Source organism: Dongia rigui, from assembly GCF_034044635.1.
In the GTDB taxonomy this organism is placed as follows: Bacteria; Pseudomonadota; Alphaproteobacteria; order Dongiales; family Dongiaceae; genus Dongia; species Dongia rigui.
Map to the genome: position 1 here is coordinate 186,986 of NZ_JAXCLX010000004.1, position 17,654 is coordinate 204,639.

At 61.1% G+C, this 17,654-nt stretch carries 15 protein-coding genes and 1 tRNA gene; 14 read left to right on the forward strand and 2 right to left on the reverse strand.

The window, feature by feature from the left end:
* Positions 1-406: 406 nt before the first annotated feature.
* The 3 genes from SMD31_RS19690 (at position 407) to SMD31_RS19700 (ending at position 5,762) form a co-directional block, all read left to right on the forward strand.
* Positions 407-2,890 (forward strand): type I secretion system permease/ATPase, encoded by a 2,484-nt coding sequence (locus SMD31_RS19690; protein WP_320502648.1) that lies wholly within the window; start codon positions 407-409, stop codon positions 2,888-2,890.
* 5 nt (positions 2,891-2,895) lie between these two features.
* Positions 2,896-4,224, forward strand: coding sequence for an HlyD family type I secretion periplasmic adaptor subunit (locus SMD31_RS19695; protein WP_320502649.1), 1,329 nt, complete (start codon positions 2,896-2,898; stop codon positions 4,222-4,224).
* 149 nt (positions 4,225-4,373) lie between these two features.
* A complete protein-coding gene (locus SMD31_RS19700) occupies positions 4,374-5,762 on the forward strand; it encodes a TolC family outer membrane protein (RefSeq protein WP_320502650.1) in 1,389 nt (462 codons plus the stop codon).
* A 134-nt stretch (positions 5,763-5,896) separates the two neighbouring features.
* On the opposite strand, the gene SMD31_RS19705 is transcribed toward SMD31_RS19700, so the two are convergent.
* Positions 5,897-5,970: transfer RNA gene (locus SMD31_RS19705), tRNA-Cys, on the reverse strand.
* 323 nt (positions 5,971-6,293) lie between these two features.
* Between SMD31_RS19705 and SMD31_RS19710 the strand changes: the two genes are divergently transcribed.
* The 11 genes from SMD31_RS19710 (at position 6,294) to SMD31_RS19760 (ending at position 16,550) form a co-directional block, all read left to right on the forward strand.
* Positions 6,294-6,989 carry a protein-L-isoaspartate O-methyltransferase family protein gene (locus SMD31_RS19710; RefSeq protein WP_320502651.1) on the forward strand — a complete coding sequence of 232 codons (696 nt, stop codon included), beginning with the start codon at positions 6,294-6,296 and terminating at the stop codon, positions 6,987-6,989.
* On the forward strand, positions 6,986-7,333 hold the full coding sequence (locus SMD31_RS19715; RefSeq protein ID WP_320502652.1) for a rhodanese-like domain-containing protein: 348 nt from the start codon (positions 6,986-6,988) through the stop codon (positions 7,331-7,333). Before SMD31_RS19710 ends, SMD31_RS19715 begins: the two co-directional genes overlap by 4 nt.
* A gap of 45 nt (positions 7,334-7,378) precedes the next feature.
* Positions 7,379-8,749, forward strand: coding sequence for a TolC family outer membrane protein (locus SMD31_RS19720; RefSeq protein ID WP_320502653.1), 1,371 nt, complete (start codon positions 7,379-7,381; stop codon positions 8,747-8,749).
* 202 nt (positions 8,750-8,951) lie between these two features.
* Positions 8,952-9,716, forward strand: a complete 765-nt coding sequence (locus SMD31_RS19725; RefSeq protein WP_320502654.1) for a DUF2497 domain-containing protein — start codon at positions 8,952-8,954, stop codon at positions 9,714-9,716.
* A gap of 124 nt (positions 9,717-9,840) precedes the next feature.
* Positions 9,841-12,492: a valine--tRNA ligase gene (locus SMD31_RS19730; RefSeq protein ID WP_320502655.1), complete on the forward strand. Its 2,652-nt coding sequence runs from the start codon at positions 9,841-9,843 to the stop codon at positions 12,490-12,492.
* Positions 12,493-12,543: 51 nt separating this feature from the next.
* Positions 12,544-13,191, forward strand: a complete 648-nt coding sequence (locus SMD31_RS19735; RefSeq protein WP_320502656.1) for a hypothetical protein — start codon at positions 12,544-12,546, stop codon at positions 13,189-13,191.
* A complete protein-coding gene (locus tag SMD31_RS19740; protein WP_320502657.1) occupies positions 13,170-13,670 on the forward strand; it encodes a PAS domain-containing protein in 501 nt (166 codons plus the stop codon). Before SMD31_RS19735 ends, SMD31_RS19740 begins: the two co-directional genes overlap by 22 nt.
* A gap of 109 nt (positions 13,671-13,779) precedes the next feature.
* Complete coding sequence (locus SMD31_RS19745) at positions 13,780-14,424, forward strand: glutathione S-transferase family protein (RefSeq protein ID WP_320502658.1); 645 nt, start codon at positions 13,780-13,782, stop codon at positions 14,422-14,424.
* Positions 14,425-14,446: 22 nt separating this feature from the next.
* A complete protein-coding gene (locus SMD31_RS19750) occupies positions 14,447-15,052 on the forward strand; it encodes a LemA family protein (RefSeq protein WP_320502659.1) in 606 nt (201 codons plus the stop codon).
* A gap of 90 nt (positions 15,053-15,142) precedes the next feature.
* Positions 15,143-15,928, forward strand: coding sequence for a TPM domain-containing protein (locus SMD31_RS19755; RefSeq protein ID WP_320502660.1), 786 nt, complete (start codon positions 15,143-15,145; stop codon positions 15,926-15,928).
* Positions 15,882-16,550, forward strand: a complete 669-nt coding sequence (locus tag SMD31_RS19760; protein WP_320502661.1) for a TPM domain-containing protein — start codon at positions 15,882-15,884, stop codon at positions 16,548-16,550. The genes SMD31_RS19755 and SMD31_RS19760 overlap by 47 nt, the downstream gene beginning before the upstream one ends.
* Here SMD31_RS19760 and SMD31_RS19765 read toward each other — a convergent pair.
* A complete protein-coding gene (locus SMD31_RS19765) occupies positions 16,545-17,636 on the reverse strand; it encodes a GGDEF domain-containing protein (RefSeq protein WP_320502662.1) in 1,092 nt (363 codons plus the stop codon). The genes SMD31_RS19760 and SMD31_RS19765 overlap by 6 nt on opposite strands.
* Positions 17,637-17,654: the final 18 nt, after the last annotated feature.

Consider the following 17,654-nt stretch of genomic DNA (forward strand, 5'->3'; position numbering starts at 1 on the left):
GGGCCTTCGGGTCCCGCCCTTTTTCTTTGTCCTGGCTTCTTGAGCGATTTGGGTGGCTTGTTAGGGGGTCCTGAAACCTCCGGTTAACCAAATCCGCCTAAGCTCTTGTCCGAGCATGTTTGTGGGAAGGGGAGAGCGGAGGCCTGGCCGGGCCGTGGGGTTGCCGGAAATGCACGCTTTGGTGCGCCGCAGCATGCCCCGTCACATCCCGGTGCAGCCTCCGTTCTTTTTTGTCCGATACGTGCCGAGGGTCACATAGCACGGCCTTACGCGCGCCCAGAAATATGGTAAAAGGCGCGCCGAACGGCCTGAAAGAATTGGACTTCAGCTGATGTCATCGAGCCCAACCGCCGGCCAGCCCGGCGCGCCCGCCCCTGGTACTTCTTCCTCAACTTCGGTTTCTGGTGTGAAGCCGGCAAATCCTGCGCCGACACCGAACCCCGCGCCGGGCCAGCCGCCCGCGGCCAAGCCAAGTTCAACCGTTGCGGGAGCCCCGGCTGCTGCGACCGGTGCCCAGGCCGCAGCTGCGGCAGGCGGCAAGCCGGCCGTTCAGCCCAGTGCTGTGCCACCGAGTGCCGCCTCGACCGGCGCCAATCCCGCAGGCGCGGTTCCGCCCGCGGCCGCGCCTTCCGGTGCCGTACCCCCAGGTGCCATACCGCCCGGCGCGCTGCCTGCTGGCTTCAAGATGGGTGCCAATCCCATTGCGACGGCAACACCCGCCGGGGCGCCGGCCGAGTATTCCGGTCCCAGCATGCGCGAGGACCCGCTGCTCTCCTGCCTCGTCATCCTGACCCGCATTTTCTCCAATCCGCGCTCGCCGGCCGCCATTTCGCACGGCCTGCCGATCTCGGATGAGGGCCTCACGCCCGACCTTTTCCTGCGGGCGGCCGACCGCGTCGGCCTCGCCGCCAACAAGGTCAGGAAGAAGCTCGACAAGGTCGACGGCATGACATTGCCGGCGGTGCTGCTGCTCAAAGACCGCAAGGCCTGCGTCATGCTCTCGGTGCCGAAGAACGGCAGTGTCGAGGTGGCGACGCCGGACACGATGGACGGTTCGCATTCCATCCCGCTTGCCAATCTGCTGGAGCTCTATACCGGCCAGATGCTGGTGGTGCGCCCGAAGATCCGCCTCGACAACCGCTCGGCGGACATGACCGAAGCCAAGGGCCGCAACTGGTTCTGGGCCAATGTCATGCGCTATACGCCGGTCTATCTCGAGGTCGTCGTCGCGGCGTTGCTGATCAATTTCTTCACCATCGGCACATCGCTTTTCTCGATGCAGGTTTACGACCGCGTCGTGCCCAACAAGGCGGAAGAAACGCTGCTGATGCTGGCGGCCGGTGTGCTGCTGGTCTTCTTCTTCGACTTCGTGCTGCGAACCTTGCGCGCCTATTTCCTCGACATGGCCGGCAAGTCGCTGGACCGGAAGGTATCATCCGCGCTGTTCCAGCAGATGCTGTCGATCCGCATGGCATCCGGCCCGCAATCGGCCGGCGCCTTCGCCAGCAACATCCAATCCTATGAATCCTTGCGCGATTTCTTCACCTCGGCAACGCTGTCGGCCATCATCGACCTGCCGTTTGTCTTCATCTTCCTGATCATCGTCTGGGTCATCGCCGGTGAAGTCGCCATCGTGCCTGCGGTGCTGATCCCGCTGGTGATCGCGGTCAGTGTGCTGGTGCAGATCCCGATGAAGCGCGCCGTCGAGCGTTCCTATCGCGAAAGCGCCCAGAAGCATGCGACCCTGGTCGAAGCCATCAACGGCCTCGACATGATCAAGGCAAGCTCCGCCGAAGGCCAGTTGCAGCGCGACTGGGACGGTTATGTCGCGGCCTCGTCGGAATCGGCCAAGACCTCGCGCTTCTGGTCGACCATCGCCGTCAACTTCGTGATGATGTCGTCGAACCTCGCTTTTGCCGGTGTCATCATCGTCGGCTGCTACAAGATCTTCACCCACGACCCGGCCTCCAACACGCCGGCACTGACGACCGGTGCAATGGTCGCTGCATCGATGCTGACCAGCCGGGCCATGTCACCGCTGGGGCAGATCGCCGGCCTGATCGTGCGCTTCCACCAATCCTGGACGTCGCTCAAAGGCCTCAACCGCATGATGGCGCTGCCCGTCGAGCGGCCGCATGGCAAGACCTTCCTGCGGCGCCCGATCATCGAAGGCGCCATCGAATTCCGCAACGTGCAGTTCAAGTACCCGAACGCGCAGGTTCCGGCCCTCGACGGCATCTCCTTCCGCATCCAGCCAGGCGAACGCGTCGGCATCGTCGGCCGCATCGGGTCCGGAAAGACCACCATCGAGCGCCTGGTGCTGGGGCTGTTCGAGCCGACCGAGGGTGCCGTGCTGGTTGACGGCGTCGATATCCGGCAGCTCGACCCAACGGATCTGCGCCAAAGCGTCGGCTGCGTGCTGCAGGACCCGCATCTCTTCTTCGGCTCGGTCAAGGACAACATCACCCTTGGCGCGCCTTATGTGGACGAAGACTCCGTCATTCGTGCCGCAACGCTTGCGGGTGTCGACCAGTTCGTGCGCCAGCACCCCTCCGGCTACGACATGCCGGTCGGTGAAAACGGCCGCTATCTCTCCGGCGGCCAGCGCCAGTCGGTGGCCGTGGCGCGCGCGATGCTGCTCAACCCGCCGATCCTGCTGCTCGATGAACCAACCAGTTCGATGGACAATTCGACCGAGAACGCCTTCAAGGCACGCCTTGGCGAGATCGCCCATGGGAAGACCATGTTGCTGGTGACCCACCGCAATTCCATGCTGACCCTGGTCGATCGCCTGATCGTCCTCGATCGCGGCAAGGTCGTGGCGGATGGCCCGAAGGCCGGCGTGCTCGATGCACTTATGAAGGGGCGCATCCGCGCCAATGAAGGCTGACGCAAATGTCGATTACCAATAAGGACCTATGGATTGATCCGGCTACTTCCGAAAAGGAAGGCACGCGTCTCTTCAGCCACCTGCTTCTGCTGGCGATCTTCATCGTCGGCGCGGTGTTTCTCGTCTGGTCGAACTATGCGGTCCTCGACGTCATCACGCGCGGCGAGGCCAAGGTGGTGCCGTCCAGCCAGACCCAGGTGATCCAGAGTCTCGACGGCGGCATTCTCGAGGACATGAAAGTCCGCGACGGCCAGACGGTGGAGAAGGGGCAGCCGATCCTCATCATCCGCAACGACACGGCGGTGGCGAGCCTGGCTGAATTGACACAGCGCTTTTACATTGCGACCGCGGCGATCGCTCGGCTGCAGGCCGAAATCGACGGCGTGAAGTCGGCGGACGATATCAAGTTCCCGAAGGATCTGGTCGAGAAGTACCCGGACAAGGTGGCAGCCGAAAAGGGGCAGTTCACCGTGCGCGCGGCCCAGCTCCGGTCGCAGCAGGCGACGCTCAACGACGAAGTGGCACAGCGCCAGCAGGAAGTGCGCGCCATCGACACCAAGATCAAATCCGCCCGCAGCCTGATCGGCACGGCGCAGAAGCGCCTCGACAACCTCATCAAGCTGCGGGCCGCCGGCGGCGCCGGCGAGAACGAGGTGCTGGAGGGCCAGCAGCAGGTCCAGCAGTTCCAGGCCGACATCGAAAACGCCCAGGCCGAGCGCCCCGCGGCCATGGCAGCCCTGCAGGCGGCCCAGTCAAAGGGGATGGAAGCGGTCCAGACCTACCGCGCGCAGGCCGCACAGGAGATCGCCAAGCACCAGACGGACCTGTCGACAGTCACGGAATCGATGAAAGACGCCGGTGCGAAGGTCCGCCGGACGGAAGTCCTGTCTCCCGTGAAGGGAACTGTGAAGGACATCAAGATTCGCACCATTGGCGGCGTCATCCAGCCGGCCCAGGACATCATGGAAATCGTCCCGATTGAGGACAATCTTCTCATTGAAGCCAATATCCGGCCCCAAGACCGCGGGTTCATCGCGCCCGGGCAGCCGGCAAAGGTTAAGATCACGGCCTATGACTTTTCGATCTATGGCGGGCTCGACGGCACGGTGGAGGACATCAGCGCCGACGCCATCGAGAATGAAAAGAAAGAGTTGTATTTTCGGGTGCGTCTACGTACTACCAAGAACTCTCTCGTCGGCAAGGAAGGCCAGGATCTGCCTATTATTCCGGGTATGACCGCCTCAGTGGACATCCTCACCGGCAAGAAAACTGTCCTAGAGTATTTGTTGAAACCAATCCTAAAGGCGCGCGAGCAAGCCATGACGGAAAGGTAAGAAAAAGTTGCTGCATCAAGTGCCTAAATCAGGTAAAAACGGTCGAGTGGAATTGCCTTAAAATATGATTAACGAGTAAACTTGTTGTCATCCCGGCGCCGAATCGACGGTGTCAATGAAGACCGGGACCAGCTTTGGGGGTAGCGAGCATGATTGAAGTTACGCGGACGCGCATCACGAAGGCGCTGCTGCTTGGCGCCGTTGTTGGTACGGCCTTCGGCATTGGTGTCAATGGCGCGCAAGCGATGTCGCTCAAAGACGCGATCCAGCTTGTCGTGACGACAAACCCGACCGTTGGCGAGCAGGTCAAGAACCGCCGCTCGATCGACCATGAACTCCGCCAGGCGCGCGGTGCGTATCTCCCGCAGATCGATGCCGAATTCAACATGGGCCCGGAATTCTCTGAGAACGGCGGCGTGGACCATCCGGACGCGACGCTGAACCAGGGGCCGCATGATCATGGCCGCGTGCTCTTCACGCAGAACGCTCAGGTCAGCTTGCAGCAGCCGATTTTCGACGGTGGCCGCATCGACAGCGAAGTTGAGCGCCAGAAGGGCCGCATCCGCTCGCAGGCTGAGCGTATCCAGGACGAAGCCCAGGTGCAGTCGCTGGACGCCGTTCAAGTTTACCTCGACGTGCTGCGTCACACTGAACGCGTGACCAACGCGGAAGAAAACGTCCGCGCTCACGAAGAAATTCTCGGCCTCGTGCAGAAGCGTGCCGAACTCGGCGGCGGCAACATCGCCGACGTCCGCCAGGCGGAAGCCCGTCTCGCGACCGCTCGTTCCAGCCTCATCCAGATCCAGGGTGACCTGCGCAACTCGCAAGCCACTTTCCAGCGCGTCGTTGGCCAGCCGGCCGGTGATTTGGAGCCGGTGACCACTGCCGCCGACATGCCGATCCCGGCCGATGTCGAGCAGTCTGTCGCGCGCGGTCTGCAGGTGAATCCGAAGGTGCTGCTCGAGAAGCACGACATCCAGGTCGCCCAGTCCGAACTTGACGTCGAAGATGCCGCTTTCTGGCCGCAGGTCGAATTGCAGCTGACCGGCAATACCTCGCAGCACGCCAATGGCCGCGAAGACAACACCTACAACGCCGCTGCGCTCCTCAACATCCAGTACAACCTCTACAAGGGTGGTGCTGACGTTGCGCGCTCCAAGGAATTCAAGGAGCACATCAACGAGCAGCTCGAGCAGCTTCGCCAGCGTGAGCGCGAAGTCGAGGAAGACGTCCGCGTCTCCTGGGCTGATCGCCAGACGCAGCAGGAAAGCATCGCCAACCTGGAAAAGCAGGTCGATGCCAACCAGCAGACCAAGGACGTCTACCAGCAGCAGTTCGATATCGGCCAGCGCGGCCTGCTCGATCTGCTCGACGCCGCCAACGACCTGTTCCTGTCGAAGGACGATCTGATTTCGGCCCGGTCGTTCGAGACCTTTGCCGGTTATCGTATCGTCGCTGCCCAGGGTGAACTGGTGCAGTATGTCGGCGCCCAGATGCCGGTCGAAGCGACCCCGGACGAAGTCAACTACGCCGAGTAACGGCTGGCTTCAGTTAGGCTAAAAAAAAGGCCCCGCAGCGAAAGTTGCGGGGCCTTTTGCTTGTCGGCCCCACGGCTTCAACGGGGCCGCGGATCGGACACCGATCGCAAAATCACTGGCTGGAAAGGGCGTTTTGGAGGCCCGGGCCGGAATCGAACCGACGTACGAGGATTTGCAGTCCTCTGCATGGCCACTCTGCCACCGGGCCTGCGGGTGCGGACAGTTTCGACGCACCAAAAGGCGAGCGCACGTATAGAGCCTGTCATGGGGCAGGGTCAAGGGTGTGAACGACGCCGGAAGCGGTAAAATTGAATCCCTCATGTCTCTGTTTTTTCGGCATGAATCGGGGTCAATGGGGCTATTATCCCTGGATCGGAAGCGGCCGGTTTGGGGTACGGCTGCTTGTCGCAATGCGGCAATGCGGCTATAAACCGACCCTATGATCGGCCCCATGACTCGTGGGCCGGGTGACGCCTGCAGACGGTCGAATCCAGCGACCCTGGCTGCGGCGATTGAGGATGACCAAGGGGTATGACGATGGCGACGGCAGCAACGACGACCAGCGCAGCGAAAGATTATGCGGCGGCACGGCGTTTCATGGTGGACGGTCAGATCCGCACCAACAAGGTGACGGATGAGCGTCTGATCGAGGCGCTTGTCGACATCCCGCGCGAGCGCTTTGTGCCGTCGGCGCTGGAGGCCCGGGCCTATCTCGATGACGACCTGCCCGTTGGCAATGGCCGCTATCTCATGGAACCCATGGTTCTCGCGCGTCTGATCCAAAGCCTGCACGTCCAACCTGGCGACCGCGTGTTGGTGGTTGGGGCCGCCGGCGGCTACAGCGCGGCGTTGCTGGCGCGTCTGGGTGCAACCGTGACAGCGCTTGAAAGCGATAGCGCCCTGGGCGCTGCGGCCCGTGCGGCGCTCAGCCATGGCCGCGCCGATGCAACCCTCGTCGCCGGCCCGCTCCAGGAAGGCTACGCCCAGGGCGGCCCCTATGCCGCCATTCTGATCGAAGGCGCCGTTGCTGAAGTGCCGGCCCGTCTGCTCGAACAATTGAAGCAGGAAGGCAAGCTGGCCACGGTCCTGCGCGACAACAATGTCACCAGCGGGCGCGCTGTGCTCGTGACCCGCGGCGCTGCCGGGACGGTGGGTACGCGCATCCTGTTCGATGCCAATACGCCCCTTCTGCCTGGCTTCGAGCCGGCCCCGGCCTTCACTTTTTGATCTCCGATCCGATGGGGCAGGGGAACGGCATCGAGATTGAAGCTGCAGGTTTGCGCGACATGATTGCAGCGGATGCCGACATCCAACTGATTGACGTTCGCGAACCCTGGGAAGTGGACATCTGCCGCATATCCGACAGCCGCTCGATCCCGCTTGGCGACTTGCAGCAGCGCGCAAGCGAACTGAGCACGGACAAGACAATGGTGATGATCTGCCACCACGGCACGCGGAGCTACCGTGCTACCATGTGGTTGCGCCAGAATGGCTTCGACAAGGCGCTGAATCTTGCTGGCGGCATTGACGCATGGGCTCGCGAAATCGAGCCCGGCATGCCGCGCTATTGATATTCGTGATTTGAAAGAGTGAACGGGAAGGGACGGTTGAGGATCATGCAGCGGCGCAATCCTGGAAATACGGCGACAGCGATATTTGCGGTCATGCTGTGTGGCGTTTTCGCGACGCCGGCTTTGGCGGTGGACCTGAATGAGGCCCTGGCGCAAGCCTATGCCAGCAACCCGACACTGGAATCGGCACGGGCCCAGTTGCGCGCGACGGATGAAAGGGTGCCGGAAGCGCTGAGTGGCTGGCGTCCCACGGTCGTGGGGCAGGCCCAAGGCGGCAAGACCTGGATCGAACAGAACACGCCATTGCTGCTCGATCAAAATCTCAACTCCCGCGAATTCAACGTGACGGTTTCGCAGCCCGTCTTCAACGGCTTCGAGACGGTATCTTCGACGTCGGCCGCGGAAAACCGGGTTCTTTCTGGGCGGGCAAGTCTCGAAAATTCTGAACAGCAGGTTTTGCTGCAGGCGGTTCAGGCATACATGCAGGTCGTCCGCGACCGGGCGGTCTTGGAGCTCAACAAGAACAACGAAAGCGTCATCGGCCAGCAATTGCAGGCGACACGCGACCGTTTCGATGCTGGCGAAGTCACCCGAACCGACGTTGCACAGGCAGAATCACGCCTGCAGGGCGCCATCGCAGACCGCATCGCGGCCGCAGGCAATCTGACGGCCTCCATCGCCATCTATCGTCAGGTCATTGGCGAAGAGCCGACCGACCTGAAGATGCCGGAAGGCCAGCTCGACATTCCGGCCAACAAGGACGAGGCTGTGGCCCAGTCGATCAACTCACCGGCCGTCGTTGCCGCCAAGTATCAGGCGGATGCTGCCAAGGACGACATCGACGTCGCCTTTTCCGAGTTGCTGCCGACGGTATCGATCGAAGGCTCATGGACGCGCAGCGAAGAGCAAAGCTCACCCGAGCAGTCGCAGGATGTAGGGCAGGTCCTCGGTGTTTTGCGGGTGCCACTCTATCAAGCCGGCGCTCCCGATGCGCGTGTCCGGCAATCAAAGCAGCTCTATCAGCAAAGCCGCCGCAAGATCGACGAAGCGGTCCGCGCGGGTGAGCAGGGTGCGGTCGACGCGTGGCGCACGTATGAAACCGCTGTGGCCCAGATCGACTCGTTCAAAGAACAGGTCCGTGCGACCGAAGTGGCGCTGGACGGCGTGAAGCAGGAGCAGCAGGTTGGTGCTCGCACTGTGCTCGACGTCCTTGACGCTGAACTTGAAGCGCTCAACGCCAAAGTCAGCCTGGTGCAGGCCCAGACCAACTTGGTCGTGGCGCGTTACCAGGTGCTGGCCTCAGTTGGCCGTTTGACGGCCAAGAATTTGGCCTTGGATGTCAGCGTCTATGACCCGCAAAAGCATTACGACGACGTTCGAAACAAGTTCATCGGCACGGGTCCGTCGGTCGAATAATGGAACGGCCGGGGCGTTTTGCCCCGGCCACCATCGCCATATCTAGTGGAACTGGATACGCGGTTTCCCATTTCTTGAGAAATACCAATAAAGACGTTAGGATAGCCGGCATAGCTGGGGCGACTCGGTTCGGCATGGCGATTGCTTCTATGCAGTCCTAAATGCGGTGCCGGGCGAGAGTGACCCGGTCAGGGATTGGTGAATGTCGGACGCCAAGGGCAATCAAGAACCGTCGATGGAGGAAATTCTCGCCTCCATCCGGCGAATCATCTCCGAAGACGGCGAGCCGAAGGAAGAACCTGCGGCGCCGGCGGTCAATGGCCATGCGGCTGAAGACGCCGATGCGGATGATGATGACGCGTTGGTACTGACCGACATGGTGGTCGGCGACAGCAATGTGGTCGAACTGCAGGAAGAGCCCGAGCCGGTTCCGGCGCCACCGCCACCCGCACCGCCACCCGCACCGCCCCTGGCAGCAGCTCCGGCGCCTGCGCCGCCGGCTCCGCCAGAACCCGATCCAGAGCCAGAACCCGAGCCGCTGCCCGAGCCTGAAGCCTTGCCCGAACCGGAGGCAGCGCTTCCGGAAGACGCTTCGGCTGATATTGAGCTTGATGTTGCGCCGCCGCCTGCGGCGGAGATGTCAGATGCCGCGATGGATGACGGCGAGCCCGTTGAGCCGATTGCCGTGGCCCCTGCCGGTGCTGCTGATGCGCCATTGGAGGGGGATCTGGTGTCGCCTGTTGTCGCCGCAGCAAGTGCTGCCACCATGGCACAACTGGTCGCAAAGAAGCCGCAACTCAGCACGTCGCGCCACGCCTCGATCGATGGTTTGCTGGTCGAAACGCTGGTTCGGCAGGCGATTGAGCCGATGCTGAAGGATTGGCTCGACGAGCATCTCCAGGAGATTGTCGAGCGACTGGTGCGGCGTGAAGTCGAGCGACTGTCGCGCAAGGCCGAGTTGAGCTGAATTCGCTCACTTCCGGCCCATTTTCAGATCCAAACGCGGTTTTTCGGCCGTTTGACTGGGGCGTGTGGATCGTTATAACTCCCGCCAACGCCCCAATACTGCCATTTTAGAGGTTGTCCCAGCGATGCTGGAAAAGACGTTCCAACCCGCCGAGGTTGAGAAGAAGCATTACGATGCCTGGGAAAAGTCCGGGGCCTTTGCTGCCCATGCGACGTCCAACAAGGCGCCCTATACGATCATGATGCCGCCACCTAACGTGACCGGCAGCTTGCACATGGGCCACGCCCTTACCTTTACGCTGCAGGACATCCTGATCCGCTACCAGCGGATGAAGGGGCGGGACGCCTTGTGGCAGCCCGGAACCGACCACGCCGGCATCGCGACGCAGATGGTGGTCGAACGCCAACTCGGTGAAAAAGGCATTAAGCGCACCGATCTTGGGCGCGAGAAGTTCCTGGAAAAGGTCTGGGAATGGAAAGGTGAGTCCGGCGGCACGATCACGCGCCAGCTGCGCCGTCTCGGGGCGTCGCCGGACTGGCCACGCGAACGCTTCACGATGGACGAGGGGCTGAACGACGCCGTCCGCAAAGTGTTCGTCGACCTCTATCGACAGGGTCTCATCTATCGCGACAAGCGGCTGGTGAACTGGGATCCCAAACTCCATACCGCGATTTCCGATCTTGAAGTCGTGCAGAAAGAGACCAAGGGCAAGCTGTGGCATCTGCGCTATCCGGTGGATGGGCAACCCGGCCGCTTCCTGGTCGTGGCTACGACGCGTCCGGAAACCATGCTGGGCGATACCGCCGTGGCGGTGAACGCCGAGGACGATCGCTACAAGGACCTGATCGGCAAGTATCTGAATCTGCCGCTCAGCGACCGGCTGATACCCGTGGTCGCCGACGAGCATGCGGATCCAGAAACCGGATCGGGCGCGGTGAAGATCACGCCAGCGCACGACTTCAACGACTTTGAAGTGGGCCGGCGTCACAATCTGGAAATGATCAACATCTTCGACCGCGACGCGAAGCTCAATGAGAACGTGCCGGCAAAGTATCAGGGACTTGATCGGTTCAAGGCCCGCGAAGTGGTGCTCGAAGACCTGACAGCCCTCGACCTTGTCGAGAAGATCGATGACCACACCTTGATGCTGCCCTATGGCGACCGCTCCAATGTTGTCATCGAGCCCTGGTTGACCGACCAGTGGTACTGCGACGCGCACGCGCTGGCGCAGCCGGCGATCAAGGCGGTCGAGACGGGGAAGACCGTCTTTGTGCCGAAGCAATGGGAGAACACCTATTTTGAATGGATGCGCAACATCCAGCCGTGGTGCATTTCGCGCCAGCTGTGGTGGGGCCACCAAATCCCTGCGTGGTTCGGCCCGGACGGCGAAGTGTTCGTTGCGCTCGACGAGCCCGAAGCCAAAGGCGCTGCATTCAAGCATTACGGCAAGGACGTCGAGCTGACACGTGATCCGGATGTTCTTGACACGTGGTTTTCATCGGCGCTGTGGCCGTTTTCCACTCTGGGTTGGCCGGCGCAAACACCGGAGCTGAAGCGATATTACCCGGGTGACGTGCTGGTCACGGGCTTCGACATCATCTTCTTCTGGGTCGCTCGCATGATGATGATGGGCATCCATTTCATGGGCGATGTACCGTTCAAGACGGTCTATATCCATGCCCTCGTGCGCGACGAGCACGGGCAGAAGATGTCGAAGTCGAAAGGCAATGTCATCGACCCGCTGGACATCATCGATAAATACGGCTGCGATGCGTTGCGCTTCACCTTGACGGCTCTCGCCGCCCAGGGCCGTGACATCAAGATGTCGGAACAGCGGGTCGAAGGTTACCGCAACTTCGCAACCAAATTGTGGAATGCGACGCGCTTCTGCCTCATGAACGAGTGCAAGGCAGACCCGTCTTTTGATCCGGCCAAGGTTTCGGCCGCGGTCAATCGCTGGATGATCGGGCGGCTTGCAGCCTGTGCCCAGGCGATCGACCAGGCGATGGCGCAATACCGCTACAACGATGCAGCCGGTGCGCTCTATCGCTGCATCTGGAATGAATTCTGCGATTGGTATGTCGAATTCACCAAGCCGATCATCCAGGGTGATGATGAGCGGCTGAAGGCCGAGACGCGTGCCTGCACCGCCTGGGTGCTGGGGCAGTTACTGCATCTGCTGCACCCGTTCATGCCGTTCATCACCGAGGAGTTGTGGCCGCAGCTGGGCGAAGCCAATACCAGCCTGCTGATCGGCGAGCCGTGGCCGGATTTCTCCAAATTGTCTCTCGACGCGCAAGCCGGTGCCGATCTTGATTGGGTGATCCGCCTCGTCTCCGAGATTCGGACCCTGCGTGCCGAGATGAACGTGCCGCCGGCGGCCCAGGTGCAGATCCTGTTGCGCGATGCAGCAAGCCAGACCCAGGGGCGCATCGCCGCCTATGGCGATCTGATCCGCCGCCTCGCCCGCATTGACCGCGTCGAATACCTGGCAGGCGAGGGGCCAAAGGGGGCCGCGCAAATCGTTCTCGATGAGGCGACGATCCTGCTGCCATTGGCTGGCGTGATCGACGTGGAAAAGGAGCGCGCCCGCCTGAAGAAGGACCTCGACAAGGCCGCTGGCGAAGCCGACAAGATCGCCCGCAAGCTGGGTAACGAGCAGTTTGTCGCCAAGGCCGATCCGGAAGTTGTCGAGGAGCAGCGCCTGCGCCTCGCCGAAATCGAGCAAACCCGGGACAAGCTGGCCCAGGCAATGGCACGGTTGGCCACAATCTGACCGGCCTGGAAGAGGACTTGCCGGAGCGCGCCTAGCCGCCATAATGGTGGGATGCATCGCGTCCGGCTGCCTCTCCTGGGCCTTGCGGGCCTCCTTGTTCTGCTGCTCGGTCTGCCGGCGGCAACCCCTGCTGCACCGATCGCACATCAAGGCCTCATCTTTTCCGACGAACTCGGCGGTTTCGACCTCGTCGCCGTCAGTGGTTCGGGCACGCTGGATGATCCGATTACCGTCGTCGAGCGCGTAACCGGCAACCGTGCGATCACGCTGACGATCCGAAATTTTGGGCGCGATTTTGGCAATCGCATCGGCTCTCAGCACGTCGCTGCCTTTGCGATGAAGAAGGTCGTCATCAACGACACCGGGCATGTCTGGCGCAACTACCAGATGGAGCTCCGCGAAGTGACGACACGCCATTCCCCCTATGGCGACGGCCTCAGCTTTGGCCAGAACTCATATATCGGACTGCACTACACGAAGAGCAGTTTCCCGAAGATCCAGCGCTTTGACGAGCCGGAGGATACGTTGGGCTTCAGCGGCATCGAGGTGGCACCCGGTGAAGAGGCCGAGTTCAGTTTCATTGTCAGCGATATGTCGCCCGTGTCGGTGTTCTATCTCTTGCAACTCCCGCTGCAACCGCTGTCACAAAATGGCCCGGTAACGGAAAGACCGCGGGAATGGGCGTCGACAGTGCCATGACGGGCATTCCAGACAGCTGCATTGACACGTTGCAGGACCAGCGCCTGATCCGCCTGCTGGCCTATTGGCAACAGAAATGCCTGGGGCGCCTTATGCCCAGTCCCGCTGACATCGAGCCGCTCGAGTTCAAATTCATCCTTGGTTATGTCACCTTGGTCGATATCGAGACGGCACCGCGGCGCTATTTCTTTCGCCTCGACGGCTCCATTTTGGCGTCGTTGTCGGGAATGGACTATACGGGGAAATACCTCGACCAACTCGGCTTGCCGGAATATTGCGATTTCGTGGCCGCAACCTATGACAGGGTGATTGACGGTCGACGACCCTATGCCTATCGAAAGCGCGGCGCGTTCGATAAGGCTTCGTTCTCCGAGGAGACGATCATTCTACCGCTTGGCAAGGGCGAGCAGGTGCAGCGCCTGATGGTCGCCGTCATTCCCGGCGGCCGCCCCGGTAACGATGGCAAAATGCTGATCTGAGGCGACTTGCCGCTGCGCGACGGCAGTTTGATAAAAGCAGTAGTCCGGACCCGCAGGGACCACTATCCTTGCGGCCAAACGGTAACCTGCGAATGGGGGATCACCCGCCATGTCACTGACGTTCTATTTCGGATCCGGCTCGCCCTATGCCTGGAAGGTGTGGCTGGCGTTGGAACACAAGGGCATCCCCTTTGAGGCGAAGCGCCTGAGCTTCGATAACGACGATACAAAGACGCCGGCTTTCCTGGCGATCAACCCGCGTGGCCGCGTGCCGGCCATTCTGGATGACGGTTTCGCCCTTTGGGAGTCTTCGGCCATCATCGAGTATATCGAGGAGCGCTATCCGGACCGACCGCTTCTGCCCAAGGACATCAAGGCGCGGGCGACGGTTCGTCGTATGGTGAATGAGGCCGACAATTATCTCGCTGCGGCCAGCAATGAACTGGTGGAGCAGGCGGTATACCTGACGCCGGCCGAACGTGATCCCGACAAGTCGGCCGCAGCCAAGAAGCAGATGTTGGAGGAGTTGGATCGCCTGGCAAAGTGCCTCACCGGCAGTTACCTCGCCGGGGAGCTGGGGCTGGCTGACTATGCCGCCTATCCCTATGTGAGAATGGCGCAACGTGCCGAAGAACGAGCAGCGGGCTTCGGCGTAGCGCGGGCGGCGATGCCGGAAAAGGTCCAGGCATGGCTCGGGCGCATCGAGGCCCTGCCATATTACGCGCGGACAATCCCCCCGCATTGGAAAGCCTGAACTGGCGATTGGAGAAGATGTGATGCGCTTTGTCGGCCTAGGTTTCCTCGGCCTCCTTGCGGTTCTGTTGATCTGGGGGTTCGCTGGCATCAACAAAATTCCGACTCATGAAGAGAGTGCCCATGCCGCTTGGGCGCAGGTCCTCAACCAGTATCAGCGCCGCGCAGAACTGGTGCCAAACCTTGTCGCGACGGTCAAAGGCGCGGCGGATTTCGAGAAATCGACCCTTGAGGCCGTGGTCCAGGCGCGGGCCAAAGTCGGCTCCATGCAATTGCCAGCGGATTTGCTGACGAACCCAGAGGCGATGCGGGCGTTTGAGGCCAATCAAGGTGCCCTGACGTCGGCCCTGTCCCGGCTGATGGTCGTGGCTGAGCAGTATCCAAACCTTAAAGCAACGGAGGGTTTCCAGACCCTGCAGGCGCAGCTTGAAGGCACCGAAAACAGGATTGCCGTCGCGCGCAAGGACTACATCGAGGCGGTGCGCATCTACAACACGGAGCTGAAGACATTTCCAGGTGTCGTATGGAAAAGCCTGCTCTATGCCGATCGCGAACCAATGCAGCAATTGCAGGTCGATCCGGCCAAGCAAGAAGTGCCGACGGTCGATTTCGGTACCAGCGGCAATTAGGTAACCGGCAGTACTTCGTTAATCGTTTGTCGCCGTGGGGGGCCTCCGCGGGCCAGATCGTTCGAATGATGGCGGGGGAGCGATGCGGAAATGGTCGCGATAATCAAAGCGCTTTGTCGGATGACGGTTTTGGCCGTGCTTCTGCTCGCCGGTCAGCCATTTATTGCGCGTGCCGAAACGCCGGCGTTGCCTGCGTTAACAGGACGTGTCGTGGATCTTGCTGGAATCCTGTCACAGTCAGTCGAGACAGCGCTTTCCGCCAAAATCGAGGCGCATGAGAATGCCACCGGCGGTCAGATCGTCGTCGTCACCTTGCCTGATCTTATGGGACGCCCGATTGAGGATTGGGGCCTTATGCTCGGCCGTGGTTGGGGCATCGGGCAGAAGGGCAAAGATAACGGCATCGTCTTTCTGATTGCACCCAAGGACCGGGAACTGCGCATCGAAGTGGGCTACGGACTTGAAGGGAGCCTGCCCGACGCAACCGCCAACGCGATCATCCAGTCCAATGTGATACCGCATTTCAAGCGGGGCGACATGGAGGGTGGGGTTGCGGCGGGACTGGATGGCATTCTGGCGGCGCTTGATGGGACGTATAAGCCGCCATCGCAGCCGAATTATGCGCATGACGGCTCCCACGGCTTCGTGGTCCCTGATCCAGTGATTCCGTTTCTCTTCTTTGGTGGGGCAATCATGGTGGGGCTCCTGATGAGCCTACGGCGGCGCTGGGACAAAGAGCGCAACCGCTATGTCTGGTATGTCGACAGAAGCACCGGGCCATCCTCCTCGCGTTCGAGTTCTTTCGGCAGTTCCGGTGGCGGCTTCTCCGGTGGCGGCGGTTCCTTCGGCGGCGGCGGGGCCAGTGGCAAATGGTAGGAGGCTGGGCGTGATCGATAAAGACGCGCAGAACCGCATCGAAACGGCAATCGCGGCGGCCGAGTTGCGCTCTCGTGCCGAGCTTGTCGCCGTCATTGCAGGCCGGGCCAGCGACTATCGCGCCACCGGCATCGCCCTTTCGACGATCGGCGCATTCTTGGCCGGGATCGTGGTCTGGGCATGGGTGCCCTGGTCCGACACGTCCCGTGTCCTTCTCACCGAGTTTGCAACCTTCATCGTCTTGCTGGCGGTGCTGGAATTGACGCCTCTGGGCGACCGGCTGACGCCGGGTCATGTTTTGCATACTGCTGCGCAACGCCTCGCGCGCGCGATCTTCCTGGAGCAAGGACTGGCGCGGACATTGGAGCGCAATGCCGTCATGTTCTTTGTCAGCGTGGCCGAACGGCATGTCGAGATTATCGCCGACGAAGCGATCGACGCCAAAGTCGATCAGGCGCAATGGCAAGGCATCATTGATGCCTTTACCGACAAAGTGCGAACTGGTGCGCTTGAGGCGGGTTATATCGAGGCGATCGCTGCGCTATCGAAAGTGCTGGCAACCCATTTCCCGGCAAATGGGGAAAGGGTCAATGCCGTCAGCAACCGCCTGATCCGGTTATGACGCTTCAGCAACGACGCGATTGCGGCCTTCTTTCTTGGCGCGATAAAGCGCCTGGTCGGCACGCGTGATGAAACCTTCGAGTGACTCGCCGGCGCGGTAGCGTGCGACACCGATCGAGACGGTGACAGCACCGTAGACCTGGCCGGTGGATCTGTTTTTCAGCGAATGCGCGCCAAGCCCGGTGCGGAATTTGTCGGCGCGGTCAACCGCATCGAACATTTTAGTCTGCGGCATCAGCACGGCGAATTCTTCGCCGCCGTAACGGGCAGCACTATCATTGCCGCCGATGGCTTGTTTCAGTTTGGTGCCAACAAGTTTTAATACTTGATCGCCGACACGATGGCCAAAGCTGTCGTTGAATTTCTTGAAGTGGTCGATGTCCATGATGAGAAGACACAGATCACTTTTCTGCTCGGTTGCTTGTTGCGCTCGGAACTGCACGGCAAGATCAAAGCTCTTGCGGTTGCCGATACCAGTCAAGGCGTCGGTCAAGGCGTCACGCCTTGCGGCATCGAGGCGCGATTGCAAGGCCGTTACTTTGGCCGAGCTCTGCTTGAGCTGAGCTTCCAGTGCCTGATTGCGCTGGCCGATGAGCTTGGTGGCGGTAATCAACTCGCCAACCAGATCCTTCATGGAAGCGGAATCGATGCGACCGGTGCCCAGCGAACTGTTCGCCTTGGTGAGAGTTTTGCCGAACTCATTGGCGTCCAGGCCGGCCTGCGTGACCTGGCGAATGACATCGGTCAATGTGTTCTGAAGATCGTCGCCCGTTTGATGCAAGCGTTCTTCGGCATCGGGTTCGCGGAAATACTTGTCGAACAGATTCTGGATATTGCTGGCGGAAACAGTCTTGCCGCTCAGCAGCAAGGCATCAAGGTCGCGTCGCAATTCCGGCACCGAACCCGAAATGTAGTTGTACCAGACGCAAAAATTGCCCGGCGTCGGCGATATTTCGCGCATCGCCATTTCGGCAATGGCGGTCGCCGCATGTTGGGTCGCCGTATCGACATCCTCAATCATGAAAATCGGTGCTTGTCCCATCGCGAGTCGTTGCCCCCAAATCCTCACGGGTCGCGAGGATTTCACAAAGGCCTATCGGCGCCA